The sequence below is a fragment of the Variovorax frigidus genome (genome assembly GCF_051216515.1).
Classification (GTDB): Bacteria; Pseudomonadota; Gammaproteobacteria; order Burkholderiales; family Burkholderiaceae_C; genus Variovorax.
This window is the reverse complement of sequence record NZ_JBPJZF010000009.1, coordinates 174,357-197,014: the sequence shown is the minus strand read 5'-3', so window position 1 is coordinate 197,014 and position 22,658 is coordinate 174,357. Positions and strand designations below refer to the sequence as shown.

25 protein-coding genes and 2 pseudogenes are annotated in these 22,658 nt (G+C 64.3%); 4 read left to right on the top strand and 23 right to left on the bottom strand.

Features of this window, described 5'->3' with window-relative positions; genetic code table 11:
• Positions 1 to 27: 27 nt before the first annotated feature.
• The 8 genes from ACSFBC_RS25665 to ACSFBC_RS25630 are packed head-to-tail and all read right to left on the bottom strand — an operon-like array spanning position 28 to position 6,337.
• Complete coding sequence (locus tag ACSFBC_RS25665) at positions 28 to 858, bottom strand: SDR family NAD(P)-dependent oxidoreductase (protein ID WP_435513150.1); 831 nt, start codon at positions 856 to 858, stop codon at positions 28 to 30.
• A gap of 2 nt (positions 859 to 860) precedes the next feature.
• Positions 861 to 1,931 carry a DODA-type extradiol aromatic ring-opening family dioxygenase gene (locus tag ACSFBC_RS25660; protein WP_435513149.1) on the bottom strand — a complete coding sequence of 357 codons (1,071 nt, stop codon included), beginning with the start codon at positions 1,929 to 1,931 and terminating at the stop codon, positions 861 to 863.
• 1 nt (position 1,932) lies between these two features.
• A complete protein-coding gene (locus ACSFBC_RS25655) occupies positions 1,933 to 2,925 on the bottom strand; it encodes an amidohydrolase family protein (protein ID WP_435513148.1) in 993 nt (330 codons plus the stop codon).
• Between the two features lie 20 nt (positions 2,926 to 2,945).
• Positions 2,946 to 3,581: an RraA family protein gene (locus ACSFBC_RS25650; protein WP_435513147.1), complete on the bottom strand. Its 636-nt coding sequence runs from the start codon at positions 3,579 to 3,581 to the stop codon at positions 2,946 to 2,948.
• On the bottom strand, positions 3,578 to 4,234 hold the full coding sequence (locus tag ACSFBC_RS25645) for an RraA family protein (protein ID WP_435513146.1): 657 nt from the start codon (positions 4,232 to 4,234) through the stop codon (positions 3,578 to 3,580). Before ACSFBC_RS25645 ends, ACSFBC_RS25650 begins: the two co-directional genes overlap by 4 nt.
• Positions 4,235 to 4,240: 6 nt before the next feature.
• Complete coding sequence (locus ACSFBC_RS25640) at positions 4,241 to 4,909, bottom strand: RraA family protein (protein WP_435513145.1); 669 nt, start codon at positions 4,907 to 4,909, stop codon at positions 4,241 to 4,243.
• On the bottom strand, positions 4,906 to 5,325 hold the full coding sequence (locus tag ACSFBC_RS25635; RefSeq protein WP_435513144.1) for a RidA family protein: 420 nt from the start codon (positions 5,323 to 5,325) through the stop codon (positions 4,906 to 4,908). Before ACSFBC_RS25635 ends, ACSFBC_RS25640 begins: the two co-directional genes overlap by 4 nt.
• Before the next feature lie 13 nt (positions 5,326 to 5,338).
• Entirely contained in the window at positions 5,339 to 6,337 is a 999-nt protein-coding gene (locus ACSFBC_RS25630) for a PDR/VanB family oxidoreductase (protein ID WP_435513143.1), read from the bottom strand.
• A 97-nt stretch (positions 6,338 to 6,434) separates the two neighbouring features.
• Here ACSFBC_RS25630 and ACSFBC_RS25625 point away from each other — a divergent pair, with 97 nt between their 5' ends.
• Together ACSFBC_RS25625 and ACSFBC_RS25620 are read left to right on the top strand one after the other, a co-directional pair.
• Positions 6,435 to 7,022, top strand: a complete 588-nt coding sequence (locus tag ACSFBC_RS25625) for a GntR family transcriptional regulator (RefSeq protein ID WP_435513142.1) — start codon at positions 6,435 to 6,437, stop codon at positions 7,020 to 7,022.
• Between the two features lie 180 nt (positions 7,023 to 7,202).
• Positions 7,203 to 7,915 (top strand): annotated as a pseudogene (locus tag ACSFBC_RS25620) (Gfo/Idh/MocA family oxidoreductase); the annotation flags it as partial.
• Here the strand turns inward: ACSFBC_RS25620 and ACSFBC_RS25615 are convergent.
• The 14 genes and pseudogenes from ACSFBC_RS25615 to ACSFBC_RS25550 form a co-directional block, all read right to left on the bottom strand.
• Positions 7,906 to 8,161 (bottom strand): annotated as a pseudogene (locus tag ACSFBC_RS25615) (hypothetical protein); the annotation flags it as partial. The pseudogenes ACSFBC_RS25620 and ACSFBC_RS25615 overlap by 10 nt on opposite strands.
• Before the next feature lie 35 nt (positions 8,162 to 8,196).
• Positions 8,197 to 9,027: an alpha/beta hydrolase gene (locus ACSFBC_RS25610; protein WP_435513141.1), complete on the bottom strand. Its 831-nt coding sequence runs from the start codon at positions 9,025 to 9,027 to the stop codon at positions 8,197 to 8,199.
• A 77-nt stretch (positions 9,028 to 9,104) separates the two neighbouring features.
• A complete protein-coding gene (locus tag ACSFBC_RS25605; RefSeq protein ID WP_435513140.1) occupies positions 9,105 to 10,400 on the bottom strand; it encodes a Rieske 2Fe-2S domain-containing protein in 1,296 nt (431 codons plus the stop codon).
• 77 nt (positions 10,401 to 10,477) lie between these two features.
• Positions 10,478 to 11,446: a PDR/VanB family oxidoreductase gene (locus ACSFBC_RS25600; RefSeq protein WP_435513139.1), complete on the bottom strand. Its 969-nt coding sequence runs from the start codon at positions 11,444 to 11,446 to the stop codon at positions 10,478 to 10,480.
• 118 nt (positions 11,447 to 11,564) lie between these two features.
• Positions 11,565 to 12,320: an SDR family NAD(P)-dependent oxidoreductase gene (locus ACSFBC_RS25595; RefSeq protein ID WP_435513138.1), complete on the bottom strand. Its 756-nt coding sequence runs from the start codon at positions 12,318 to 12,320 to the stop codon at positions 11,565 to 11,567.
• The gene (locus ACSFBC_RS25590; protein ID WP_435513137.1) at positions 12,317 to 13,039 is read right to left on the bottom strand and encodes an ABC transporter ATP-binding protein; all 723 of its coding nucleotides are present in this window, start codon (positions 13,037 to 13,039) and stop codon (positions 12,317 to 12,319) included. The genes ACSFBC_RS25595 and ACSFBC_RS25590 overlap by 4 nt, the downstream gene beginning before the upstream one ends.
• Positions 13,032 to 13,820: an ABC transporter ATP-binding protein gene (locus ACSFBC_RS25585; protein ID WP_435513136.1), complete on the bottom strand. Its 789-nt coding sequence runs from the start codon at positions 13,818 to 13,820 to the stop codon at positions 13,032 to 13,034. Before ACSFBC_RS25585 ends, ACSFBC_RS25590 begins: the two co-directional genes overlap by 8 nt.
• Positions 13,817 to 14,803, bottom strand: coding sequence for a branched-chain amino acid ABC transporter permease (locus tag ACSFBC_RS25580; RefSeq protein WP_435513135.1), 987 nt, complete (start codon positions 14,801 to 14,803; stop codon positions 13,817 to 13,819). The genes ACSFBC_RS25585 and ACSFBC_RS25580 overlap by 4 nt, the downstream gene beginning before the upstream one ends.
• A 4-nt stretch (positions 14,804 to 14,807) precedes the next feature.
• On the bottom strand, positions 14,808 to 15,677 hold the full coding sequence (locus ACSFBC_RS25575; protein WP_435513134.1) for a branched-chain amino acid ABC transporter permease: 870 nt from the start codon (positions 15,675 to 15,677) through the stop codon (positions 14,808 to 14,810).
• Between the two features lie 7 nt (positions 15,678 to 15,684).
• The gene (locus tag ACSFBC_RS25570) at positions 15,685 to 16,866 is read right to left on the bottom strand and encodes an ABC transporter substrate-binding protein (RefSeq protein ID WP_435513133.1); all 1,182 of its coding nucleotides are present in this window, start codon (positions 16,864 to 16,866) and stop codon (positions 15,685 to 15,687) included.
• 61 nt (positions 16,867 to 16,927) lie between these two features.
• Positions 16,928 to 17,731: an SDR family NAD(P)-dependent oxidoreductase gene (locus ACSFBC_RS25565; RefSeq protein WP_435513132.1), complete on the bottom strand. Its 804-nt coding sequence runs from the start codon at positions 17,729 to 17,731 to the stop codon at positions 16,928 to 16,930.
• A gap of 21 nt (positions 17,732 to 17,752) precedes the next feature.
• Positions 17,753 to 18,112 carry a hypothetical protein gene (locus ACSFBC_RS25560; protein ID WP_435513131.1) on the bottom strand — a complete coding sequence of 120 codons (360 nt, stop codon included), beginning with the start codon at positions 18,110 to 18,112 and terminating at the stop codon, positions 17,753 to 17,755.
• Positions 18,109 to 19,347, bottom strand: a complete 1,239-nt coding sequence (locus ACSFBC_RS25555) for an aromatic ring-hydroxylating oxygenase subunit alpha (RefSeq protein ID WP_435513130.1) — start codon at positions 19,345 to 19,347, stop codon at positions 18,109 to 18,111. The genes ACSFBC_RS25560 and ACSFBC_RS25555 overlap by 4 nt, the downstream gene beginning before the upstream one ends.
• A complete protein-coding gene (locus tag ACSFBC_RS25550) occupies positions 19,347 to 20,651 on the bottom strand; it encodes a Rieske 2Fe-2S domain-containing protein (RefSeq protein ID WP_435513129.1) in 1,305 nt (434 codons plus the stop codon). Before ACSFBC_RS25550 ends, ACSFBC_RS25555 begins: the two co-directional genes overlap by 1 nt.
• Positions 20,652 to 20,811: 160 nt before the next feature.
• Between ACSFBC_RS25550 and ACSFBC_RS25545 the strand changes: the two genes are divergently transcribed.
• Together ACSFBC_RS25545 and ACSFBC_RS25540 are read left to right on the top strand one after the other, a co-directional pair.
• On the top strand, positions 20,812 to 21,369 hold the full coding sequence (locus ACSFBC_RS25545; RefSeq protein ID WP_435513128.1) for a MarR family winged helix-turn-helix transcriptional regulator: 558 nt from the start codon (positions 20,812 to 20,814) through the stop codon (positions 21,367 to 21,369).
• Between the two features lie 60 nt (positions 21,370 to 21,429).
• Positions 21,430 to 21,747, top strand: a complete 318-nt coding sequence (locus ACSFBC_RS25540; protein WP_435513127.1) for a DUF1330 domain-containing protein — start codon at positions 21,430 to 21,432, stop codon at positions 21,745 to 21,747.
• A gap of 46 nt (positions 21,748 to 21,793) precedes the next feature.
• Here the strand turns inward: ACSFBC_RS25540 and ACSFBC_RS25535 are convergent, their stop codons facing one another.
• Positions 21,794 to 22,471 (bottom strand): NAD(P)-dependent oxidoreductase, encoded by a 678-nt coding sequence (locus ACSFBC_RS25535; protein ID WP_435513126.1) that lies wholly within the window; start codon positions 22,469 to 22,471, stop codon positions 21,794 to 21,796.
• Between the last annotated feature and the right edge of the window lie 187 nt (positions 22,472 to 22,658).

The window sequence follows — 22,658 nt, the reverse complement described above, 5'->3', positions numbered from 1 at the left end:
TTTAATCTCCGTGGGATAAAGCAGGATTCAGTCGCAGCGAGCGCTCATCGCGCCGTCGACCACGAGTTCGGTGCCGTTGACGAAGCGTGCCTCGTCGCTGGCGAGAAAGAGCACCGCGGCGGCTGTATCGCGGCCATCTCCAAAGAAGCCAGCCGGGATGCGACGGATGCGCTGGTCGAGCAACGCCTGAAGATCCCCGCTCGTGCGACCAGCCGCCAGTCCTGCGACCAGGGGCGTATGCAGCTGGCCGGGGACGACCGAGTTCACGCGAATGCCGCGCGCCGCATGCTGCACGGCCACGACGCGCGAGAACTGAATCACGCCGGCCTTGGTCGCCGCGTAGGCCACCTGGGCATTGCCCGTCCAGCGGATGCCCGAAGTCGAGGCGACATTGACGATCGCACCGCTTTGGAGGTTGAGCATTCCGGGCAGCACGTGTTTGCACATCAGGAAGACGCTCTTGAGGTTGAGATCGACTTGAGAATCCCAGACGCTCTCCTCCATCTCGACGGGCCCGCCGGGAGCCGGGCCGCCCACGTTATTGACCAGGACGTCGATCTTCCCAAGTTGGCTCGTCACTGCAGCCACCATGTCTGCGACTGCGCCAGACGAGGTCACATCACAGACCACGGGATGAATCCTTGCGGCCGCTTCGCCGGCGGCCTCCAAGGTCTCCCTCATGCTCGCCATGTCGCGGTCGACTGCGATGACCTGAGCCTCTTCGCTCGCGAGCGCAACGGCGATCGCACGGCCGTTGCCCCAGCCAGCTCCGACGCTACCGGCGCCAGTGACGATTGCCACCTTGCCCGCAAAGCGCGGTGAGCGCGGGACGCCGAGATGGACGCTGGAATCGGCCATCGTCATTCCTCTACTTGCGAGCTGGCGAGGCGAGGCGCGGAGACCATATCGCTCGCGGAAACCTTGGCTTCGTCCCCGTGCGGACGCCACAGCACGAACGCTGCCCCGACACCCGTGCCGGCCGGTGTACGGTACAGCGGTTCGTAGGCATGCCAGGCAATCTGCGCGCCTTCCATGGCGCCAGCGGCCATGACCCAATTAAGGATCTCGCTCGACCCTGCATTGAGTTCGCCAGGGCGGATGGCGGCGAGCGTCTTTCCGTCACCGTCGGCGAAGGCATTGAGTACGCGGCGATCGAGTTCCTCATCGACCACGAAATGACTGAGGCCACCCGAAGCCACGATCGCCACTCGCAAGTCCTGCGGCGCGAGGCTAATCGCCTTGCCAAGCGCGCGGCCCATCTCGAGAGTGCGCTTAGCGGTCGGAACATTCGGCGGGTAATAAGTGTTGAGCAGCACCGGGACGATCGGGATGCGCCGATTCTTGAAAAGGCGCTTCACGATGAAACCATACGCATGGCCAAAGCCGGCGTTGTCATCATCGTCGACCGAGGCGACGCAGGTCACGTCGATCTCGGCCTCCATCAGCCCCTCGATCAATGCGGTCGCGAAATCAGGCGAGCCGGGCACGCGATGGTTTTCATCCATCAGGTAACCACGGCCCATGCGCCGCACCCAGTCAGGAGATTCCTCGTCGCCATACTTGCCGTTCATCACGACTTCGTCGCCGTGAAAGAGGGCGACGACCGGACGGTTGGCTGCAGTGAAAAGTTCTGTCTGGTCATCCCCGATGATCACGACGACATCGGGCCGGGCGTCCTCTAGGGCATCAGCGAGACGGTCTAGCGCAGCGTGGCAGCGGCGGGCCTTTTCCTGCAACACATCAGGGGTCACCACTTCGGACCACACCGGACCCACTTCGGCTAGCAGTTGCTCGTAGCTCAACCAGCGCCCGTCAGAAAGGTTGAGGCGCGGATTCGCATAGTCGACCGCCGCGCGGTGCATCCACTGCTCGGCCCCGAGCGTGAGCAACGGCGTGTGCGACGCCCCGATCCCAAGAACGATCTGTGCCATCTCAATCCTTCCTGAAGCGCGAGTAAAGACGCGTGCAGTTGCATTCAAAGACGTTCGCCTTGTCCTCGCTCGAGAGAAAGTCGATCGATTCGATCACAGGCTTGAGGTCATCGATGTCTATTCCGGAAACGGGGTCGCGCGCGCTGCCGGTGCCGGGTTTCTCGGTCGCAAACAGCACCCGGTCGACGCCGACGGTCTTGAAGAGCAACTCGAGTGCGTTCTTGTCATAGGTCGTGGTGTCGAAGTGCAGCTTCTTGAGTTCATCGTCAAAGTAGCTGCCGCCGTTGCGGATGGACCAAGCTCGAAACCGTCCCATCTGGTAAGGAATCGCGCCACCGCCGTGCGGAAAGATCAGCTTGAGCTTCGGGAAATGCTTGAGCAGTTCCTCCTGGATCACCGAAATGATGCCGATGCTTTCCTCGTTGATGAACTTGAGGGTGTAGCTCTCACGTGGGCTGCAACTGCCGGCCGAGTGAATCAGCGCTGGAATGTCGAGACGGCAGAGCTCTTCGTAGAGCGGATACCAGAACGGATCGCCCAGGCCCGGTGGCGGGGGCCCATCTCCTTCGGTCGGATCGGGATTGAGCAGGCAGCCGATGAAGCCTTGCTCCTCAACGCGAAAGCGCAGCTCATCAAGGTAGTTGACGGGGCTTTCGTCGCGGAACTGCGGCAGTGCTGCCACCGCGCGGAAGCGACTCGGGAACATCTGCACTGTTCGGTAGACAAGATCGTTGGTGTGCTGCACCCAGAGTTTTGGAACCAGCGCCGGCTTCACCGAGTGCATCTGCATGTAGGGCCGCGGCGAGAGGAACTGAATGTCGGTGCCCACCGCGTCCATGATCTTGATGATCGACTCGGCCGCCGTGCGCACGGACGTGTCGGGCACTTGGCCGGAATTTTTGAGTCGCGGGTTGCCGCGGTTGGCCACGAGTTCGGCCATGAATTTGTAGCTCTCGGGCGGCACCACGATGTGCGCGTGCGAATCGATGATCATGCGGTTCTACCTTGGTGATTTCAGAATTGATAAAGCTCGAGGGTTCGCTCACCGGCGCGCAGGCGCTCAATGATGTGGGCCTCTTTCTCGGTGCGCTGCTCGGCCGCCGTCACGATCGTCTCGGCCTGCGCATGCGGGATGCACACGAGCCCGTCCGCATCGCCCACGACGAGGTCCCCCGGATGCACCGTGAGCAGCGGGAAGCGCAGCGGCTGGTTAACAAAGCCCAGCGCTCCATGGTCCTTGCCCGTCCCGCGGATACACAGGCCGCGCGCGAAGATCGGAAAACCGATGGAACCCAGCACGTCCGCGTCGCGTACGCAGCCGTTGATGATCAGACCACTCAAGTTGCGCACTTGGGCAGCCACGCTCATGATCTCGCCCCAGTAGCCGTAGGCGTCGCTCTCCGGGGCTTGAACCACGAGCACGTCGCCTGGCTGGGCCTCGTAGATCGCCCGATGGAGCCAGAGGTTGTCCCCGGGCGGCGATTGCACCGTGCAGGCGCGCCCTGCGAGACCCTTGCCGGGAATAATCTGACGGATCTCGTGTGGCAGCACGCCGATACGCCCGCCGGCCTCGTGCAGCGTGGACGCCGCGAGCTTGCCTGCCCGCGCAATCAGGTCGGGCCTCAATGGCGAAAGCGGGGCTGTGTTCATCGGGCTGCCTCACGGGTTTGAAGTTGGTGATAGCCGAACTTGGTGCGCGCTTCGCGAAGCGACAGTCCACCGCGAACGGCGCCGCGGATCGCGTTCTCGGTCTCCTGGATATGTTCGGCCACCGCAAGCACCTCGTCTTCGAGCGCCTTCGGAATCACGACGACGCCGTCCGCATCGCCTCGCAAGAGATCGCCGGGACAAACTCTGGCCCCGCCGATCGAGACCGGCACCTGCGTGGCCTCGACCTGCACGCGGTCCTTGCCAGTGCGCATCCAGTGACCACGGCTGTAGACCGGATAGTTCAGCTCCAGGCAGAGCGCCGCATCGCGGTTGATGCCGTCGATCACCGTACCCGCAATGCCCTTGCGATGCGCCAGTTCAGTCAGAATGTCGCCCCAGACGGTTGCATCGGTACGACCGCGGTTGTCGAGGACAACCACCGTGCCGGGCTCCAGATCGTCGAGATAGTCGCCCACCGTTCCGGCCGGTTTAGCCGCGGGCCCGTATTGCAGCGTCCAGGCGCGGCCGGCCAAGCGGAACTGCGGCGACACGGGCATGACGGCATGGCACTGGCCAACGACTCCAAGCCGGTCTAGCGCGTCGCTCAGGGTGGCAGTGTCGAGCTTCGACAGTCGTTCGATGTTCGGGTCCATGTTGCCTCAGTTGAGTAGGTGTTCGTAGTCGGCGCCCATCACCTCCCCGATGGGCTTGCCGGACAGCACGGCCTTTGCCATGAGCGCCTCCTTGGTAGCGATACGCTCGGCAGCGGTCAGCACTCGGTCGGCTTCTCCGGCCTGGATGAAGGCAACGCCGCTGCCGTCCGCGATCGCGAGATCGCCCGGATGCACCGTGATGCCGCCGATCTCTATCGGCTGATTGGTATGCAGTTGCTGCACGCGGCCGCGCGCCGTCAATGCTGTCGTTCCGCGCCCGTAGACTGGGAGCACGTACTCGCGCGCCTCGTCGATGTCTCGGACATCGCCGTCTGCGATCACGCCTGCGATCCCGCGTACGCTCGCACCCAGCGAAAGGATTCCGCCCCAACAGCCTGCCGCCGAGCCCGACGCTTGCTTGATCACGATGATGTCGCCCGGCAGCGCGGCTTCAATTGCTTCGGTGCCGAGGTGCGTGATCTTGCGAGGTGCGCCCTGCGGGGGAGTTCCTGCGGGCACCAGTTCGACCGTGATGACACGTCCGGCGATGCGCCGCGGTGTGGAAAGCTGGTGGAATCCGAGCACGACACCCTTCAGCTTGAGGCTGTCCATGGCGTCCGACACTGCGCAGCAATCCAGCCGACGCAGGCGGGTGACGAAATCGTCGTTGGTCATTGCCGCCCCCCGCTCAACACGGCGATGGCTTCGAGTTGGAGCTCAATGCCATGCTGCAGCGCGTACACAAACACATGGCGGGCGGGGCGACTTTCGGGATCGGGGAAACAGCTGAGCCAATGCTCGTTGAGGTGGCCGCGCGCGCTGTCATCCCTCACGTAGACCGTCAGCCGCACAACATCGTCGAGGCTGCCGCCGGCCTGCGCTAGCACGCTGCGCAGATTCTCGAACGCATGGCGTGCTTGCTCGGCCGTGCCCGATGCGAGCTTCGATGTCGCGGGGTCAATCCCCGCAATGCCGGATGTATAGAGGAAATCGCCCACGCGGCAGCCCATCGGTATGGGTGCGTTGCCATGGGAGACACCCTCGATGTGGATTGAGCGTCGACGGATGGTTTGTGCAGGGGAAGTGGACATGGATGTCATTGCGTCAGAGATCAAGCGTGAGTTCGGGATCCAGGCAGCGCGACACGCAGACCATCATTCGGTCGCCCTTCTCGCGTTCGCTTGCCGTCAATACATGGTCAAGATGCAACGGACGTCCGCGAAGCACGCGCGTCTCGCAAGTGCCGCAGATACCATCCCCACATGAGTTCGGCACCTCAATGCCGGCCGCCTCCACAGCGCTGAGGATCGAGCGGTCTGGAGGCACGCGCAGTGAGATGCCAGCTTTGGCAAGGTGCACGATCAGTTCGCCGGAAGTCACCGTGTCTGCGCCAGCCGAAATGGGTGGCGCTTCGAACCACTCCACGTGAAGCGTGGCTGGGTCCCGCAAGCGGCCAGCAGCTTCGAAGGCGGCCATCATTGGAGCGGGACCGCAGCAGTACAGATGGTCGTCACGCTCGGCTTGGCGCACGACTTCCTCAAGGTTGAGTGGGGTCACGCCTGCGCAGCCATTGAAGACCGTCACCACCTCGCCGCCGGGCAAGCTCAGCAGTTGATCTAAGAAGGCGGCGCGCGCGGGCGTACGTACGCAGTAGTACAGGCGCCAGCGCAATCCCAAGCGCGACAGCCGCCGGGCCATGGCCAGTAGTGGAGTGACGCCGATGCCGCCGGCGATCAGCACACTCATGGGGGCGTGCTCGCAGAGCGAGAAATGGTTGCGGGGCAGGCTGGATAGCACCGCGGCGCCGACGCCGAGGGCCTCGTGAACGTAGCGCGAACCGCCCCGGCTCTGAGGATGTAGGCCCACGCCAATTACATAACGATCAGTCTCCGTCGGATCGTTCAGCAGAGAGTAGTGACGTCGCAGTCCCATCGGCAAATCCGGAGCTGCAAACATGAGTTCGAGGTGGCTTCCGGCGGTGAAGGTTGGCAAGGGCTCGCCGCCTGCGGAGACAAGAACGACAGATTTGACGCCCGGGGTCTCATCTCGAACAGAGTGGACCCGCAGTACGAGCGGGAGATCGTTGGCAATCGTTGGCAACATGATTGCATAGTATATTGGCGCCAATTATGTCGTGTATAGTGGTTTATCCTTACTTTGCTTGATTACTATGCTGGAAGCCTCCCCCACTAGCAGCGCAGTGCTCATCGCCACCGCTCGTCTGAGGGATCTGGTTCTGCTCGGAGAACTCGCGCCCGGCGAGCAGGTTCGCCAAGAGCAGATTGCAGAGCTACTGGGTGTGGGTCGCGCCCCTTTGCGGGAGGCCCTGAATGTCCTGGCGAAGCACGGTCCGCTCGTGCACAAGCCGAACCAAGGCTATTTCGTAGCCAAACGGCTTCCCATTGAGCACGCGCAGATCCGCCGGATGCTCGAACTTCTCGAGAACGAACTCATGGGGTCGCTTGATTGGCCCGACGAGAAAACACTGGCCCGTCTGGAGCAATTGCATGAGGCGATGTGCGGCTATGTCGAGGCTGAGCCTTGGGCACCCATGCTCAAGCTCAATCGACAATTCCACTTCGAGATTTTCGGCCTTTCACCCTTCAAGCTGATACTCCAACAGGTCGACCAGTTATGGGCGGTGGCGGAGCCTTATCAGGCTGCGAAGCTTTCTAGCGTCGAGGCGCGGCTACGCACAGTCGATGAGCATCGCCGCCTTATTGAGGCGCTCCGAGCTCAGGATCGCATGGCGGGCGTGGGTGTGCTTGATGCGCACCGCCTAGCCTGACTGCCGAAAGTAAATCTCTCTAAATCCTGGACATGTTGAACACAGATGGTCCGAAAAACGGGCCCGACCCGTGCTGGGACTGCGCACCGGGCCATCCGGGAAAGTAAGGGCCACGAGTCGCGGCATTCGGGCAAGATTGCTGGCGAATACCACCTTGCGACCGCGCAGAAAACTACGGACATGGACTTGAAAGTAGCCCTCGCTGGCGCCGGCGCCTTCGGCATCAAGCACCTTGACGGCATCAAGAACATCCTTGGCGTCGAAGTCGTCTCCCTGATTGGTCGCGAGTTCGACAAGACCCGGGAGACCGCCGCGCAATACGGCATCCAGCACGTTACCACCGAGTTGGCCGACAGCCTGGCGCTAAATGAAGTGGATGCAGTCATCCTCTGCACGCCGACGCAGATGCACGCCAAGCAAGTCACGGCCTGCCTTGAGGCCGGCACGCACGTGCAGGTGGAGATCCCGCTTTGCGGTGTGCTCAAGGACGGCAGGAAAATCCTGGCCCTGCAAAAGGCGGCCGGTAAGTTGGTGATGGTTGGCCACACGCGCCGCTTCAACCCCAGCCACCAGTACGTGCACCGGAAGGTCAAGGCCGGCGAGTTCAATATCCAGCAGATGAATGTGCAAACCTACTTCTTTCGCCGCACCAACATCAACGGATTGGGTCAAGCGCGCAGCTGGACGGACCACTTGCTGTGGCATCACGCGGCGCACACAGTCGACCTGTTCGCCTACCAGTGCGGCACCCGATCGTGAAGGCCAACGCGATCCAGGGCCCTGTCCATCCAGACCTCAAGATTGCAATGGACATGAGCATCCAGCTTCAGGCTGCCAACGGGGCGATTTGCACGCTCAGCCGTTCGTTCAACAATGACGGCCCGCTGGCGACGCGAGTTGTGCCGACCGTCAGTGCGTGCACCATCTTCAGATCGTCGAACGGAACGATCCCGCGAATTAGCAAGGCCGAGATTCGCGTCTGCTTCATGAGTGGAATCACGGTGCTCAGGTGCTCCTCGTCGGAGTACGCCAGCCGGCACGCGCGGAGCCTGCCGAGCCTATGTGCGGGAACCCGTAGTTGACCGGGCTCCAGCCAAGCCATCGCCATGCGCGACCTCGATAAGAGGCACGCCAGCCGAATAGTGTTTCTGAGAGCTTTCTGCGGGATGGGGAATCAGCAGAGCGACCCCCGAAGGAAACGCAGGATCTCGGATCCGACATCCATTTGCGGCGAACCGAGGCTCTGGACGGTCGAGACGTGGTTGTGGCCGCGGAAATACTGAAAGTCCGGACTGCGACCGTTGGCCAGCGTGACGGCACGGGCGAGCGCGTAGGTGTGCTGGCCGATCCAGCCGGGGTCGAGCTCCGCCACGCCCAGCCAGAGCGGCACTTGCAGAGGCTGCACATGCGTGAGCGGCGAGCGACTTGCGTAGAGCGCCACGTCGTCGCCGAAATAGGCGCGCGGGCCGGCAGGCAACGGTGCCTCCGCGCTGTAGAACCCGCTCATGAGCATGACGGCGTCGACGGCGACCGCCGCAGTGCCGCGTGCCGCATCGTCAAACAGCCAGCTTGCTACGTGACTCGCGCCCGCTGACTGGCCGAGTACGGCAATCGGTGCTGCGCCGCCGCCCAGCGTCTCGCGATTGGCCTGCACCCATTCAAGCACTGCCTGAACGTCGACAGCGCCGGCTGGCCAAGCATGCTCAGGTGCCAATCGATAATTGGGCAGCACTGCCGCGACCCCGTGGCGCGCCAGCCAGCGCCCGATGTTGCGGTAGAACACGCCGTCGCCATTCTTGTCCCCGGCAACGAAGCCGCCGCCGTGCACGAACACCACCACGGCCCAGGGCGGGCCCGCCGGCCGGTACATGTCAAGGCGGTGCCGTGCATGCGCTCCGTACGTGACATCGGCCTGCTCAACGCCGGCTTCGGACAAGTCGAGATGCGGACGGTAGATCGCGCGTGTCGAAGCCAAGACGTCCGCATCAAATTTGGCGCCAAGCACTCGTACTTGCTGCGCAATGTGGGCCGCTGTATCTGTAGTTCGTGCCATAAGGCTCTCCTTGAAGTCGTGTTGTCAGACTAGGCCGTTGCGGCCGCGTTCAGCCCGGCGCAAGGATCAGCCCGCGGCGATGCAATGGGAGCAAGTCCTGCCAGGCGTCGCCGTCCTCCAACTCGGCATCGCACGCACTGACGCCGCGCAGGTCGACGCCCACGCCGACCGGCGGCTGGTTGTTCATCACCCGTTTGACGGAATCCAGCAGGGTGCGACGAACGCGCATCACCGCCTGGTCCGCAGGGACCAAGTGCTCCTTGGACCGGTCCATAGAAAGAGCCTTGCGATAGCGCGATGGCGGCATCCTCGACCTCCACGCCGCGCAGCCCCGTCCAGTTCTCCTTCATCTGCTGGCGGTCCTGGCCGAAGGCGTCGGCCCACGTGGCGGTGTAGAGACAGGTTTTGCGGTCGTAGTAGCGCACGTCGGCCAGGCCCAGCAGTTCGACGATCCTGTCCTCGGACACCCGTTGCGTGCCGTGGACGATGATGTAGGTGCTGGTATTCGTGTCGTCGCTCGGGACTTCCAGCACGGTGAAGAGAAACGCGGGCGCCGGGATCACCCGGCCGTAGGGCACGATGAACGGCACCACGCGCGCATTCTTCACGCCTGGCTTGGCGGTCTTGCGCAGCGCCACGTATTGAAAGCCGAAGGCTGTGTCCTCGATCTTCAGCACGGGCTCGAGATCGTTCGACGATGGAGCGGCCGGGTTGACGAGGTCCTGGTTCGGAGCGAAGCCGCCTTCCTTCCAGCCCGGACGCGCCATGTTGGTGTGCAGCACGCCGACGTGGGATGAGTCCTCTCCGCCTTCGACCAGTTGCAGGTAATTGCACGACACGTTGATGCGCAGCACGACGCGATGCGCCGGCTCGCTCTCCATGAACGCGTAGCGGGAGAATTCCGGCTGGTGTTCCTTCGGACCGACGTACGCCCAGATGAGGCCACCTTCTTCGCGCGCCGGGAACGCCGGCGCCTTCATGCGGGCGCGGTACTTCGGGTCCGAGTTGTTCGGCGTCTCCAGCACGCTTCCGCTCACGTCGAACTTCCAGCCGTGATAGAGGCAGCGAATGCCACCCTCTTCAACCCGACCGAGCGCGAGCGAAGCGCCGCGGTGCATGCACAGCTCCTCCATCACTCCGACGCGCCCCTCGGTGTCGCGGAAGGCAACGAAGTCCTCACCGAGCAAGGGCACGCGCAATGGTGCGTCGTCGCGCTCCAGCTGGGCGGAGGTGCACACCGGGTGCCAGTAGCGACGCATCATGTCGCCCATGGCGGTGCCGGGGCCCACGCGGCAGAGGAGGGCATTGTCTTGGCTGTTCAACATTTCGTGACTCAGGTTGCGCCGTTCATGGCGCGGTAAGGGTGGCGTGAAGACCAGCGCGAGCTCGCGGGTGGGGGAAGTCAGAGATCGAGCACCAGCCGCGGCGTCTTCGCCCGGGAGCAGCAGGGCGTGAAGCAGTCGTTGCGCGCGTGTTCGGCGTCGGTGAAGTAGAGGTCGCGATGGTCCGGAACGCCGCGCAGCACCGTGGTGATGCAGGTGCCGCACACGCCTTGCTCGCAAGAAAGTGACAGGTCGAGACCGGCACGAAGCAGCGCCTGCGCTGCACTCTCTTCGGTCGCGACACGGATCACTTTGCCGCTGCGACCGAGCTCGATCTCGAACGGACCATCGGCCGAGTGATCGATTGGAGCGGCTGCAAAGTACTCGCGGTGCAAGTGTTCGTCGTCCCAGCCGAGGGCGCGCGCGGTATTCAGCACGTGGTCCATGAAGCCGGTCGGCCCGCAAACATAGAGGTGCTTGTCGGCGGCCGGTGCGCCGATGGTGCCAGCCGCCGCCAGCCGCTGCTCCGGAGGACCGTCGTCCACATGCAGCCTCACGTGCGGCTGCAGGTCGGCTTCGCTGAGCCGGTCCAGGAACGCCATGCGCGACAGCGTCCGGCCGCAGTAGTGCAGTTCGAACGGGCGTTGGTCACGCGCCAGCTGCTGCGCCATGCAGAGGATTGGCGTCACCCCGATGCCGCCTGCCAGCAGGATCGAATTGCCGCCGCCGGAGTCCAGGTGGAAATGGTTGCGCGGCGCGCTGATGGTGAGGATATCGCCTTCCTGCACATGGTCGATCAGGCTGGTCGAACCGCCGCGGGACTGCGGGTCGCGCAGCACGCTCACGCGGTACTGCCCGTGGCTGCCCGGCAGGTCGTGGAGCGAATACTGCCGGGTCAGCCCGCCCAGGACATGCACGTCGATGTGCGCGCCCGGCTCGAACCCGGGCAGTTCGGATTTATCTGCGGTTGCGAACGCGAAGCCCCAGACTTCCTCGGCCATCTTCTGCTTGGCCGCGACCCTTACCCTCAGGAGCGTTTCCGTGGTCATGCGGCGACCTCGCCTGTGGAAGGCTGCGGCAGGTCACGCGCGGTGCGCCCGTCGACAGCGCCGTGGCTGCCGGCCATGGTGCCCGAGTCAATCCGATGATTCAGCATGGAGTGTTTACCTAGTGGTAGACGGAGCCGCCGTCCACGGCCAGGATCTGTCCGGAGATGAAGGAAGCGTCGTCGCTGGCCAGGAAGGCGACGGCACCGACAATGTCGGCGGGCCAGCCATCGCGGGGAAGCGCCCGCGTGTCGATGGCCGCCTGGCGATACGCGTCGAGAAACTGCTTGTTGGCCAACACCCCTTCGCTGAGCGTGTAACCCGGGGACACCGCGTTCACCGTGACGAATGCCGGACCCAACTCCCGTGCCAGCGCGCGTGTCATCGTGATGACGGCGCCCTTGCTGGCGACGTAGTCCAGCATGAACGGCGCCCCCTTGAAGGCAGTTCCTGAAGTAACGTTGACAATGCGCCCGTACTGCTGCTTGCGCATGTGGGACGACACGGCGCGGGCGCAGAGGAATGGCCCCATTGCATTTACGTCCTGCATCCGCCGCCATTCCGCAACGGAGATCTCCTCGAAGGGGCGCAAACGCATCCCGGAGGCAATGGCTGCATTGTTCACCAGGATGTCGATGCGACCGAACTCTGCCAGGGTCGATTCGACCATGCGCAGCACCGCGGTTTCCTCCGCGACGTCGGTGCGTACCGGGAGCGCGCGCCCGCCGGCCTCCTGGATGGCGCGGGCCACCTCCCCGGCGTCGTTGAGGTCGGCGAGGGTGACCGCCGCACCTTCCGCGGCGAGCCGCTCGGCAATCACCCGGCCGATGCCGGTCTCTGCGCCGGTCACGATGGCAACCTTGTCTGTGAATCTCATTGGCTGGTGCTTCTGGTGTGGTGAGTCGCACCCAACCCCATGAGGGACGCGACTTGATCTTCATTGCCGACCAATCCCCGGGACGCGCCTTCGAAGATGACCCGGCCTCGATCCATGACGATGCAGCGGTCGGACAGGTCGAGCGCGATGTCGACCCGCTGTTCGACCAGCAGCAGCGCGAGCGAACCGGCACTCACGATCTTGCGGATGCTCTTCACCAGGTGCTCGACGATGATCGGCGCGAGTCCTTCAAAAGGCTCGTCCATCAGCAGTACCCGCGGGTTGCCCAGCAAGGCGCGCGCAATGGCAAGCATCTGCTGCTCGCCGCCCGACAACTGGTTGCCGTAACTTCCGAGCCGCTCGCCAAGGCGCGGGAAGAGGTCCACCACGCGCTCGGTAGTCCACTCTCCCGGCCGTGCGGCAATCCGCAGGTGCTCCGCCACTGTGAGGCTTGGGAACACTTCTCGACCCTGCGGCACGTAGCCCAGGCCCCGGCGCGCCCGCACGTGCGGGGCGCATTGCGAGATGTCGGAGCCCCCAAGCAGGATGCTTCCGCTGCGGCGCTGCGCGCGGCCCACCACGAGTTCGAACAGGGTGCTCTTACCGACGCCGTTGCGCCCGACGATGGCAACGGTCCGACCTGGGGTTAGCTTGAGGCTGAGTTCTTCCACCACTAGCGTTGGTCCCCAGCCGCCGCTCAGCTTGCGGAGTTCAAACATGTGCGGCGCTCCCCTCGAAGCGCTTCTTGCCGGAAGCCCCCAGATACACGGCCTGCACTTCGGGGTGCGCCATCACTTCCCTGGGCCTGCCCGACATGAGCAGCGCTCCATTGACCAAGACGGCCACTTCCGACGCAAAGCGCCGCACCATCTCCATGTCATGCTCGATCATGAGTACCGCGATCTCCGGCGGGAGGCTGTCGATGGCGCCGTGCAGGAGGTCCAGCTCGTTGCTGGGAATGCCGGCGGCAGGTTCGTCCAGCAACAGCACCCTGGGTCGCAGCGCCAGGGCGAGCGCGATCTCCACCAGTCGCTGCCGGCCATAGGCAATTTCGGTCACCTTTCGATGCCTGTCATCCTGCAGCTTCAACTGCTCCAGCAGGCCCTCCGTGCGCTGCAGTAAGTCGTGCTCGCCACCGGCGGGCCGCCACAGTTGAAAGCTGCGGCCGGCTGCCTGCGTGACGGCGATGAAGACGTTCTCGAAGACCGTCAGCTGCGCGAACAGGCTGGAGATCTGGAAGGTCCGTACCAGTCCCTTGCGCGTGCGGACGGCCGCGGACACCCCGGTGATTTCATCGCCGAACAGGCGCAACTGGCCGGCGTCCGGCTTCAACACTCCCGTCAGAATATTGACCAGTGTGGTCTTGCCCGCGCCGTTCGGCCCGATCAGCGCGGTGCGTGCGCCGACCGGGAGTGTCAGGCTGACGTCCTGCGTGACGTGCAGCGCGCCAAACCGCTTTTGAATTCCGCTGACCTGCAGCGCCGCAACGGGAGCATTCATGAGGAACGCTCCGTCCGCCGCAGCTTGCGCACCACTGCCTGCCCGACGCCGAGCAGCCCGCCCCGGCCGAACAGCACCACGGCGATGAGCAGCACGCCGATGATCAGCATCCAGTAGTAGGGGTTCCACTGGGAGGAGAAGTGCTTCAACAGCATATATGCCGGGGCGCCGATGAACGCGCCGTACAAGGTGCCGACGCCACCCAGCACGAGCATCACCAGCACGTCCACTGATGTGTCCAATGCCAGCACGCCAACGCCGACGAACGCATTGGCTTGCGTGAACAGGGCTCCCGCCATGCCGGCGCCGGCGCCGCTGATCACGTAGGCGAGTGTCAAGTGCGGGAGCACGCGATTCCCGATCAGCCGCATGCGCGCCGGGTTCGCCCGGATGCCCTGCAGGGTCACTCCGAATGGCGAGGCCGCGACCCGTTTGAAGAGTACGAACAGCACCACCAGCCATGCCAGCGTATACAGGTAGCCCGTGCTGCCGCCCAGCCCCCACTCGAACCTGCCCAGGATGGGAGCGAACTGAATGCCTGCCAGGCCGTCGTCACCGCCCGTGACGCCGGTGGCCTTGTGGGCAGCCTCGAACACCAGCACTCCGAGGGCCAGTGTGACCATGAGCAGCGGTAGCCCAGTGAGCCGCAACAGGAACGGCCCCACGATGGCGGCCAAGGCAGCGGCAGCGACGCCCGCGACCAGCACCACGCTTATCGGCTCGGTCCAGCCCGCCAGTGACAGCCAACCTGCCGTAAAGGCGCCCAGGCCGAAAAACACCGCGTGGCCGAAGGAAAGCACGCCGCTGAACCCGAGCAGCAGGTCGTACGTCAGCACCAGCAGCACCATGATCAACACCGAAGTGCCCAGCGCCAGGTACTGGGGGAAGAGGAAATAGCACGACAGTGAAGCGGCTACCCACACGCACTCACCGACGCGCCAACGGTGCCGGGCGAGGATGGAATCGGAAGGGACGGTTTTCATGGTCTCAGGTGGTTCGTGCACGGGCCAGCAGTCCATCCTGCCGCCACACCATCAGGCCAATGAGCAGCAGGTAGATGAGGAAAGCACCAGACTGCGGGAAAAGGTAGCGGCCCGCGGTTTCCACCAGGCCTACGATCGCCGCGACTATGATCGATGCGGTGATCTGACCGTCGCCGGCCAGCGCGACGATCACCAGGACGAGGACGAGGTACTTCAGCGGCCACATGGGTTCCATCGGCAGCATCGGCGCCGCCAAAATCCCGCCAAGCGCCGCCAACCCGCAGCCAAGCGCGAACGTGGCAGAAAACACAAGAGGAACGTTCATGCCCATCGCCTGCGCCATGCCGCGGTTGTCAACCGCAGCGCGCAGGCGCGCACCGGCACTGGTGCGTTCGAACACCCACCACAGTACGCCTATGATCCCGAGGCAGAGCGCCGCTGCGACGATGCGGTACACCTCAAATTCCCGGATGCCGAGGTCGAAGTTGCCCTTCAGGTAGGTTGGCAAGACCAGCGATGTGACGTTCGGGCCGAACCACATGGTCAGCAGCGCGATCACCACGAAGTTGAACCCGATGGTCACCAGCACCTGGTCAAGGTCACTGCGCTTGTAAAGGTGCACATACAGCAGTCGTTCGGCCGCGACCCCAAGCGCGGCCACGGCGAGCACCGCAGCTGGCACTGCTAGCGCATAGGGCCACCCCTGCTGTTGCATCAGGCCGATCGCCAGGTAGCCCCCCACCGCGGCGAACGCCCCATGCGCGAGGTTGATGACCCGCATCAGGCCCATCGTGACGACCAGGCCGAGTGCGATTAGGCACAGGACCAGGCCGTACGACAGTCCGTACAGCAGGATGAAGGCGGCGACGTCCACGGTCGCCTCAGTTCATTGGTGTAGGCTTGACTTGCTCCCACGTCTTGACGACCCGGTTGCGCTTGGTGCCGTCACTGCCCTTCACCACTTCGCGCAGATAGTAGTTCTGCACGAGTTCGCGCGTGGAATCGATGGTGACCGGACCCCGCGGACTCTTCCAGGAATAACCCGGCAGCGATTTCACGGCTGCCTCACCGCTGAACGGTTTGCCCGCCTGGTCGCGGATCATCTTGTACGCGAGGTGCATGGCGTCGTACGCGCCGATGTTGAACACGCTGGGGCGAGCATTCGGACCCACGTTCTTCAGCAGCCAGTTGGCAACTGCAGTGCTCTCCGCCGCTTTGGCATTCGCATCGACGTAGATGATCGACTTGAAACCGACGATGGAGTCGTCGAACAGCGGCAGATCGCCATCTTCTGCTTCGCCCTGGCCGATGATCAGCACCTTCTGGGTCAGGCCGCGCGCAGCCAGCGCCTTGCTGAAGCCCACCGACGCCGATCCTGGCGGGATGAACACCTGCAGCACGTCTGGGCCGGCGTTCGCGATCCGTTCAGCGACAGGTGCGAAGTCGGTGGTGTTCAGCGGGATGCGCAAGTTGCCGACCATCTGCCCGCCTTCCGCCGTGAACTTGGCAATGAAGGCCTGCTCCACGATGTGGCCAGGGCCGTAGTCGCCGACGGCGACAAACCCCTTGGACTTGCCCGACTGCCGGGCATAACTTGCAGCCAGTTCTGCCGGGAGGTTGATCGGCTGGCCCATGCGCACGAAGTAGGGCGACATCTTCATCAGCGCAGGAGTAGCGGCGTTGATGATGAACAGAGGTACCTTGGCGGCATTGGCCACGAGGGCGGTCGCAGCGACTTCCGGGCTGAGGTAGAAGCCGGCCAGCATGGCGACCTTGTCCTTCACGACGAGCTCCTCCGCGAGACGCTTGGCCAGCGTGGGGTCGGCACCCGCGCTGTCTCGATAGATGATCTCGACTTTCCGCCCGCCGACCGTGCTGCCGTTCAGGGCCATGAAGGCCTCCGCACCATGGCGGAAGGATTGCCCGGGTACCGCAAAGGGCCCGGTAAACGGCCCCACGAAGCCGATCTTGATCGTCTCCTGGGCGGAAGCGGTGATAGGGGCGGCCAGCAGGGCGGCACAAGCGGCAAGGCCGGCCAACAGGCGTGAGAGGCGCGATGTCATGTAGTCTCCTCGGTGGGTGGTCGGGCCGGCACTGGAGCCGGACTTGAAAGGCGTTGTTCGATCAGGGCGTGTTCGCGGGCTTGAACTTGACGTCGGGAAACGCGCCCATCGCGCTTGCCCCGCCGTCGACCGGCATGACCACGCCGGTCATGTGCGAACTCAGGTCGCAGGACAGGAAAAGCAGGGTGGCCGCGATCTCGGCAGGCGTGGCGGCACGGCCGATGGGAATGACCTTGGCGATAGCGGTCCAGGCCTCGTCGTCGAGCCGCTGGTTCAACCTCGGCGTACGCACGTACCCAGGGGCGACGGCGTTGATGCGGACGCCACGCGAGGCGTATTCGACTCCGGCACACCGCACCAGGTGATGCAGCGCTGCCTTGGCCGAGCCGTAGGCCGTCTGGTTCGGTACTGCCCGGTCGCCGCCCATGGAGCCCACCACGGTGATCGACCCGCCGCCATCGGCGGCCATCATCTCGCCGGCAATCTGGATGGAGAGGAAGGCATGGCGCAGCACGATGTCGAACTGCTGCGTCCAGGCCTCGTCGGTGAAAGCCGCCAGCGGGCGGATGCCGGACACGCCGATGATGTCGACGACGGCGTGCACCCGGCCGAATTCCTTCCTGGCTGTCGCGAAAACGCGCTCCATGTCCGGCCGCGACGTCACGTCGGCGGCGCAGGGCACGCCATCCACCGCGTCGGCGATGTTGCGGGCCAACTGCTCGTCGCGGTCCACACAGAGCACCCGTGCGCCTGCTTGGGCCAGCGCGTGCGTGACCTGTTCGCCAATGCCTTGCCCCGCCCCCAGCACCACGCAGCCGCGCCCGTCCAGCCGGGTCAACGAAAGGAAATCCACTTGGTCGTTCATGCTTTCTCCTTGTGCAGCCGCTCAGTCGGCCCTGTTGCTGGGCCCGACATAGGCGATACGATTCGCCGGGAAGGCGTCGTCCAGGTCCTGGCTTTTCCAGCGCAGTTCGACCGGATGCGAAGCCTCGAACCAAGCCAGCGCGAGGAAGAACAGGTTCCGGTCGCTGGCGTCGGCTGATCGCGCATCGGCGCCCGGCACGCCGGCGAGGTGCTGGAGCACGGCGTCCATCCGCGGGTAGATCGCGTCATAGAACTTCCGAAGTTGCGGAAGCGGCGTGGCAAGTCGCTTGGCGTAGCGAGCCGGCTCCGTCGGCAAGGCCCAATCGGGCACCAGTTCCTGCAAGTCATCGAAGCCTTGCGGCAGCTCGTCGAGGTCGTTCACGTCTGGGTCTCCAGCATCGCCTTGCGGACCCGGAAGTGATGGGCCAGCGCCATCTCCTGCCGGGACAGGATCACGTTTTCCATAGCGCCGGTGGCAAGCGCTTCCTGCTGCGCTTCCAGCAAGCTCAGGTCCTCCCGGACGACCTCGCGCTCGCGTTGGCGGAACAGCTCCTGGCTGGCCCGCTCGGCGAGGTTGCGCGGTTCGTAGACGAAGGTCTCGTTCGTCACGATGGTGCGGCTCGCGCTCACCGGCTGGAAGGTGAGTTCGATGCGATAGTGCTGCCCCAACAGCATGACCATGTTGGGGAACACCTCGATCACGTCGAACAGCCAGTGCTCGGCGCGCGAGGGGTTCACCGCCGGCGGCAAAGTGTCGTTCTGGAAGCAGGCGGCAGGCAGCAGCCGGCGCCCGTAACGCCATGCCAGTTCCTCCGCCGGGGCGAGGACATGGCCAGGGTTGGCGGGTGCGGAATAGCGGGTGTGTCGCTTCATGAACTGCATGAAGGGGCGGTGCCGCTGCGGATTCGAAGCGCCGCCTTGGTAGTCCCCCGCGGTGTTTCGGTGGATGTAGAGCGTGTGATACCCCTCGGTGAAGGCATTCACGCCCAGGTTCCAGTTCGCCTCGATCTCGAAGCTGTGGCTGGACAGCTTGTGCTGCAACTGGAAGTAGTCTTCATACCCGTCCGCGAGTTCATCCATCCAGGTATGCAGGGACTCCTGCGGCTCGTCGTCGAAGTTCAGAAAGACGAGGCCGTTCCAGGTCTGACAGTGAACCGGGAGCAAGCCCAATGCGCCTTTTTCCAGGCAAGGGAACTGTCCCGCATCGGTCACTCCGCGCAACGCTCCCGTCGTGTCCCAACTCCAGCCATGAAAACTACAGGCAAAGCCTCGGCCAGTGCCTTGCGCGCCCGCCGGCGCCAGGCGATTGCCCCGATGGCGGCAGATGTTGTGGAAGGCGCGGATGACCCCATCACTCCCATGCACGACGATCACGGACGCGCGGGGCACATGGAACTCTCGCACGATGAAGTTGCCGGGCGACGGGACATCCTCCACATGGCCGGCTGGCAGCCAGGACTTGCCGAAAATCTCTCGTCGCTCGCGATCGAACTCGGTTGGCGAAATGATCCGCGCCAGCGGTATCACCATTTCGTCTGCAGCCGCCGCCTTACCAGCGATGGCGGTGACAACGGGAGGCTGAGGCTGCGAACCCGCGGCCGGCATGGCTGCACTCATCATGCCTCCGTCGCGGCCTGGCCGGCGTGCACACGCTGGTGCTCCGGAACGAGCGACTGCCAGGGCTGACCGTCCTTGATCACGCCGTTGCGCCCGTGAATGCGCCGGGGGTCAATGCGCAGCCCGACCGGCTCGCGCCCTTCCTGTACCTGCCGGGCCACGCCGAGCAAGGTCTTGTACAGCCTCACGATGGCCACGTCGCCGGGCGAGAGCATCTCCTTGCTCCGGTCCCGGATCTCGCCGGCGGAGACCAGCATGGCCGAATCCTCGGGGAAGAAGATCGGCAAACCCGAGTAGGCACCGTTGCGCATTGCGTCGCGGTCCTGTAGGAAGTTGTTCAGGCGGTTCGGCTTGCCGGGAAGGTGCCAGGTGTCATAGTGCAATCCGGCCTTGTGCTGTGTGTCCTCGTCCAGACCGACAAAGCGCAGTTGCTCACCCCGGTGTGGCTCGTGGGCGATGTTCTTCTCGCCGCTCCACCAGACGAAGTGGTGCAGTGTTCGGTGGTCGTCGATGGGCACGATCATGCCGACGAAGTCACCGTTGGCGTTCAGTACGTGAAAGGGCGCCACGTAACTGGTAACGCGCGCCACGGTGCCTGCCTCCGGCCCTCCGGGCGCCGGTCGCATGGCGACGTAGTGGAATCCGAAGGACGTGTCTTCCACCTCGATCTTCGGGTCCGCGGCGGCAGTCACGGTGCTGACAGTGGCGGCGAAGTCGATGTCGGACTTGCGCTTGAACGCGTCCTGGTGCAAGACCGTGAGGTGCGCTGAATCCAGCAGCGCCTCCTGGACCTGCACGAAGTTGCAGGGCACGACGAAGGTGACCGTGAGCAGGCGCTCCGGCGGCTGGTCGAAATAGTGCCAGTGCGGAAACTCCGGCTCCAGTTCCGCAGGACCAAGGTAGGCCCAGATCATCCCGCCTGCTTCGCGCACGGGGAAGGCGCGCGCCTTGAAGCGTGAGCAAAAGCGTGGGTCCGACACTGTGGGCGTCTCGACGACAGTACCGCTCACCGAGAACTTCCAGCCATGGAAGAGGCAGCGGATGCCGTCGGCCTCGACGCGTCCGAGCGCGAGGGAGGCCGACCGGTGCGGACAGTTCTCATCGAGCAGGCCGACCTTGCCTGTGCCGTCACGAAACGCGACGTAGCGCTCCCCGAACACCTCCACCTTCACCGGATCGCCGCCCGGGGCTGGCGGCAGTTGGTAGGAAGAAAGCACGGGGACCCAGTAGCGGCGCAGGGCGTCGCCCATGGGGGTGCCGGGACCGACCCGGCACATCGTCTCGTTGTCCTTGCGGGAAAGCATCGTGGTCTCCTTGTGCCGGAACACTCCGGCGAGCGTTAAATCTTCCTAGGAAGAAAACTAATTTTCCACGGAAGATACGGACCGCGGAGCGGCTTGTCAAGGGCGCTTTCCCGCAGTCCGTGCCGTACACTGGCGGCATGTACATGTGGGAGGTCCAGGGATGGGTAGTGAAGACAGCGACCGCTCCGTCTCGGGCTTGGTCGAGCAATGGCACAAGGAGCGGCCAGACCTGGACCTGACAGCGTTTCGCCTGGTCTCGGCGATCATGCAGTTGGCCCAGATCCTCGAGGCAGAGTTCCGCGCCCTGGCTCATGCGAAATTCAACATCGGCTCCGGGGACCTGCGCATCCTGATGGCGCTGCGTCGCGCCGGCGAGCCGTATGCCCTCCGGCCAACCGACCTCTTCCAGTCACTGCTGGTGAGTTCAGGCGCTGTGACCAAGCAGGTGGAGCGACTGGTGGCCACGGGCTACGTCCACCGAGTACTGGCGCGAACGGGCAAGCGCCGGCAGTTGATCGCACTCACGCCGAAGGGATTGCGCGCTGCCGACTACGCACAGGACGCCATCGCAACTTCCCTGGCCGGTGTGGCACCCACGTTTGGCTCCATGGATCCAGGGCAGGTGGACACCACCCTGCATTGCCTGGAGCAGATCCTGGAGGTTGCAACCCTGGCGCAAGCGCTCCGCCCCATCGAGTCGAGGGAAGACGAAAACTAGCTTGCGCCCAGCGCGTCGACAGGCTATTCTTCCACGGAAGAATAAACCTGGAGAAGTGCCATGGCAGATGGGGCGGTGATGGTAGTGGTGGAAGTTCGATCCATCTCGGATCCGGAGCATTTCAAGGCCTACCAGGCGGGTGCACGCGAGCAGATCACGCGCTGGGGCGGACGTGTGGCGGCGCGCGGCAGCGCGCCAGTAGCCGGAGAGCACTCGTTCGCTCCGTTGATGATCCAGGAATGGCCCTCTGCGAAAGCTTTCTTGGCTTGGCAGGAGAGCGAGGAGTACCGCCCTCTGCGGGAGATTCGCCGGGCCTGCGCGGACCTTCGAATGGCGATGGTCCCGATGGTGGACGTCGCCCCTTTGCCCCCACCATGATGCCCGCCCACGGGCAATGCCGGACCTCGGAAGCGCGCCGAGATCCCTAGACGCGGTGCCAGCGCTCGGCCACCTCGCGGTTGCGACAGCTATCGGGAAGCTCGCCGCCCAGCAGCTTCAGCGCGTTGCTCACGGTGGTGCGCGGGATCGCGACTCCCATCTCCTGTGTGTGCCCCACCGTATGCTGGGTGAGGATAACGTTCGATAGTTCGCGCAACGGATGCGAGGCCGGCAGCGGTTCCACCTGGAACACATCGAGCGCTGCCGCTGCGATGTGCCCAGACTTCAACGCATCGACGAGGTCAACCTCCTCAATCAGGCCGCCCCGGGCTGCGTTGATTAGGATGACACCGGGCTTGAGCCTGCGGATAGTCTCCGCGTTCAGCAGGCGGCGCGTGCCGGCGTCCAGGCTGGTCATCAGGACGACGACGTCACTGGTTGCGAGCAGCTCGTGGAGGCCGACCTGTCGCACTCCCGCCAGGTCCGCCGATTCCGCACGCGTATGCATCTGCAGGTCGACCTCCCAGGCCGCGAGCCGGTGCACAATCTGCCGCGCGATTCCGCCGGAACCCACGATGCCGACCTTGCGCGCCTTGAGCATGCTGCGGGGAGGCATTGCGCTTGCCAAAGCGCCCCGCATCTGCGCCTCAGTTTCGCGCAGCCGATAGAGCAGCACCAGCAGCAGCAGCAGCAGCAGCAGCAGCATGATGGTTGCTTCGGCCATGCTTTCCCGGTTTTCGGGAACCTCGCCATTGACCACTGGAATGCCGCGAAGGCTCGCCTCCGGCACGTCGATCCAATCATAGCCAAGATGGAGAAACGATCCCGCGGAGCTGCGGCATCGCGTCCAGTTCTCTCGCGCCGCACGGCACGGCAATGCACACCAGGACCTGGGTCTCCGCGATCCAAGG

What these genes read in the sequence shown, in the direction of transcription:
- ACSFBC_RS25665 (WP_435513150.1), bottom strand. Translation starts at nt 858, where the DNA reads ATGGCCGATTCCAGCGTCCATCTCGGCGTCCCGCGCTCACCGCGCTTT.
- ACSFBC_RS25660 (WP_435513149.1), bottom strand. Translation starts at nt 1,931, where the DNA reads ATGGCACAGATCGTTCTTGGGATCGGGGCGTCGCACACGCCGTTGCTC.
- ACSFBC_RS25655 (WP_435513148.1), bottom strand. Translation starts at nt 2,925, where the DNA reads ATGATCATCGATTCGCACGCGCACATCGTGGTGCCGCCCGAGAGCTAC.
- ACSFBC_RS25650 (WP_435513147.1), bottom strand. Translation starts at nt 3,581, where the DNA reads ATGAACACAGCCCCGCTTTCGCCATTGAGGCCCGACCTGATTGCGCGG.
- ACSFBC_RS25645 (WP_435513146.1), bottom strand. Translation starts at nt 4,234, where the DNA reads ATGGACCCGAACATCGAACGACTGTCGAAGCTCGACACTGCCACCCTG.
- ACSFBC_RS25640 (WP_435513145.1), bottom strand. Translation starts at nt 4,909, where the DNA reads ATGACCAACGACGATTTCGTCACCCGCCTGCGTCGGCTGGATTGCTGC.
- ACSFBC_RS25635 (WP_435513144.1), bottom strand. Translation starts at nt 5,325, where the DNA reads ATGTCCACTTCCCCTGCACAAACCATCCGTCGACGCTCAATCCACATC.
- ACSFBC_RS25630 (WP_435513143.1), bottom strand. Translation starts at nt 6,337, where the DNA reads ATGTTGCCAACGATTGCCAACGATCTCCCGCTCGTACTGCGGGTCCAC.
- ACSFBC_RS25605 (WP_435513140.1), bottom strand. Translation starts at nt 10,400, where the DNA reads ATGTTGAACAGCCAAGACAATGCCCTCCTCTGCCGCGTGGGCCCCGGC.
- ACSFBC_RS25600 (WP_435513139.1), bottom strand. Translation starts at nt 11,446, where the DNA reads ATGACCACGGAAACGCTCCTGAGGGTAAGGGTCGCGGCCAAGCAGAAG.
- ACSFBC_RS25595 (WP_435513138.1), bottom strand. Translation starts at nt 12,320, where the DNA reads ATGAGATTCACAGACAAGGTTGCCATCGTGACCGGCGCAGAGACCGGC.
- ACSFBC_RS25590 (WP_435513137.1), bottom strand. Translation starts at nt 13,039, where the DNA reads ATGTTTGAACTCCGCAAGCTGAGCGGCGGCTGGGGACCAACGCTAGTG.
- ACSFBC_RS25585 (WP_435513136.1), bottom strand. Translation starts at nt 13,820, where the DNA reads ATGAATGCTCCCGTTGCGGCGCTGCAGGTCAGCGGAATTCAAAAGCGG.
- ACSFBC_RS25580 (WP_435513135.1), bottom strand. Translation starts at nt 14,803, where the DNA reads ATGAAAACCGTCCCTTCCGATTCCATCCTCGCCCGGCACCGTTGGCGC.
- ACSFBC_RS25570 (WP_435513133.1), bottom strand. Translation starts at nt 16,866, where the DNA reads ATGACATCGCGCCTCTCACGCCTGTTGGCCGGCCTTGCCGCTTGTGCC.
- ACSFBC_RS25565 (WP_435513132.1), bottom strand. Translation starts at nt 17,731, where the DNA reads ATGAACGACCAAGTGGATTTCCTTTCGTTGACCCGGCTGGACGGGCGC.
- ACSFBC_RS25555 (WP_435513130.1), bottom strand. Translation starts at nt 19,347, where the DNA reads ATGAGTGCAGCCATGCCGGCCGCGGGTTCGCAGCCTCAGCCTCCCGTT.
- ACSFBC_RS25550 (WP_435513129.1), bottom strand. Translation starts at nt 20,651, where the DNA reads ATGCTTTCCCGCAAGGACAACGAGACGATGTGCCGGGTCGGTCCCGGC.
- ACSFBC_RS25545 (WP_435513128.1), top strand. Translation starts at nt 20,812, where the DNA reads ATGGGTAGTGAAGACAGCGACCGCTCCGTCTCGGGCTTGGTCGAGCAA.
- ACSFBC_RS25540 (WP_435513127.1), top strand. Translation starts at nt 21,430, where the DNA reads ATGGCAGATGGGGCGGTGATGGTAGTGGTGGAAGTTCGATCCATCTCG.
- ACSFBC_RS25535 (WP_435513126.1), bottom strand. Translation starts at nt 22,471, where the DNA reads ATGGCCGAAGCAACCATCATGCTGCTGCTGCTGCTGCTGCTGCTGCTG.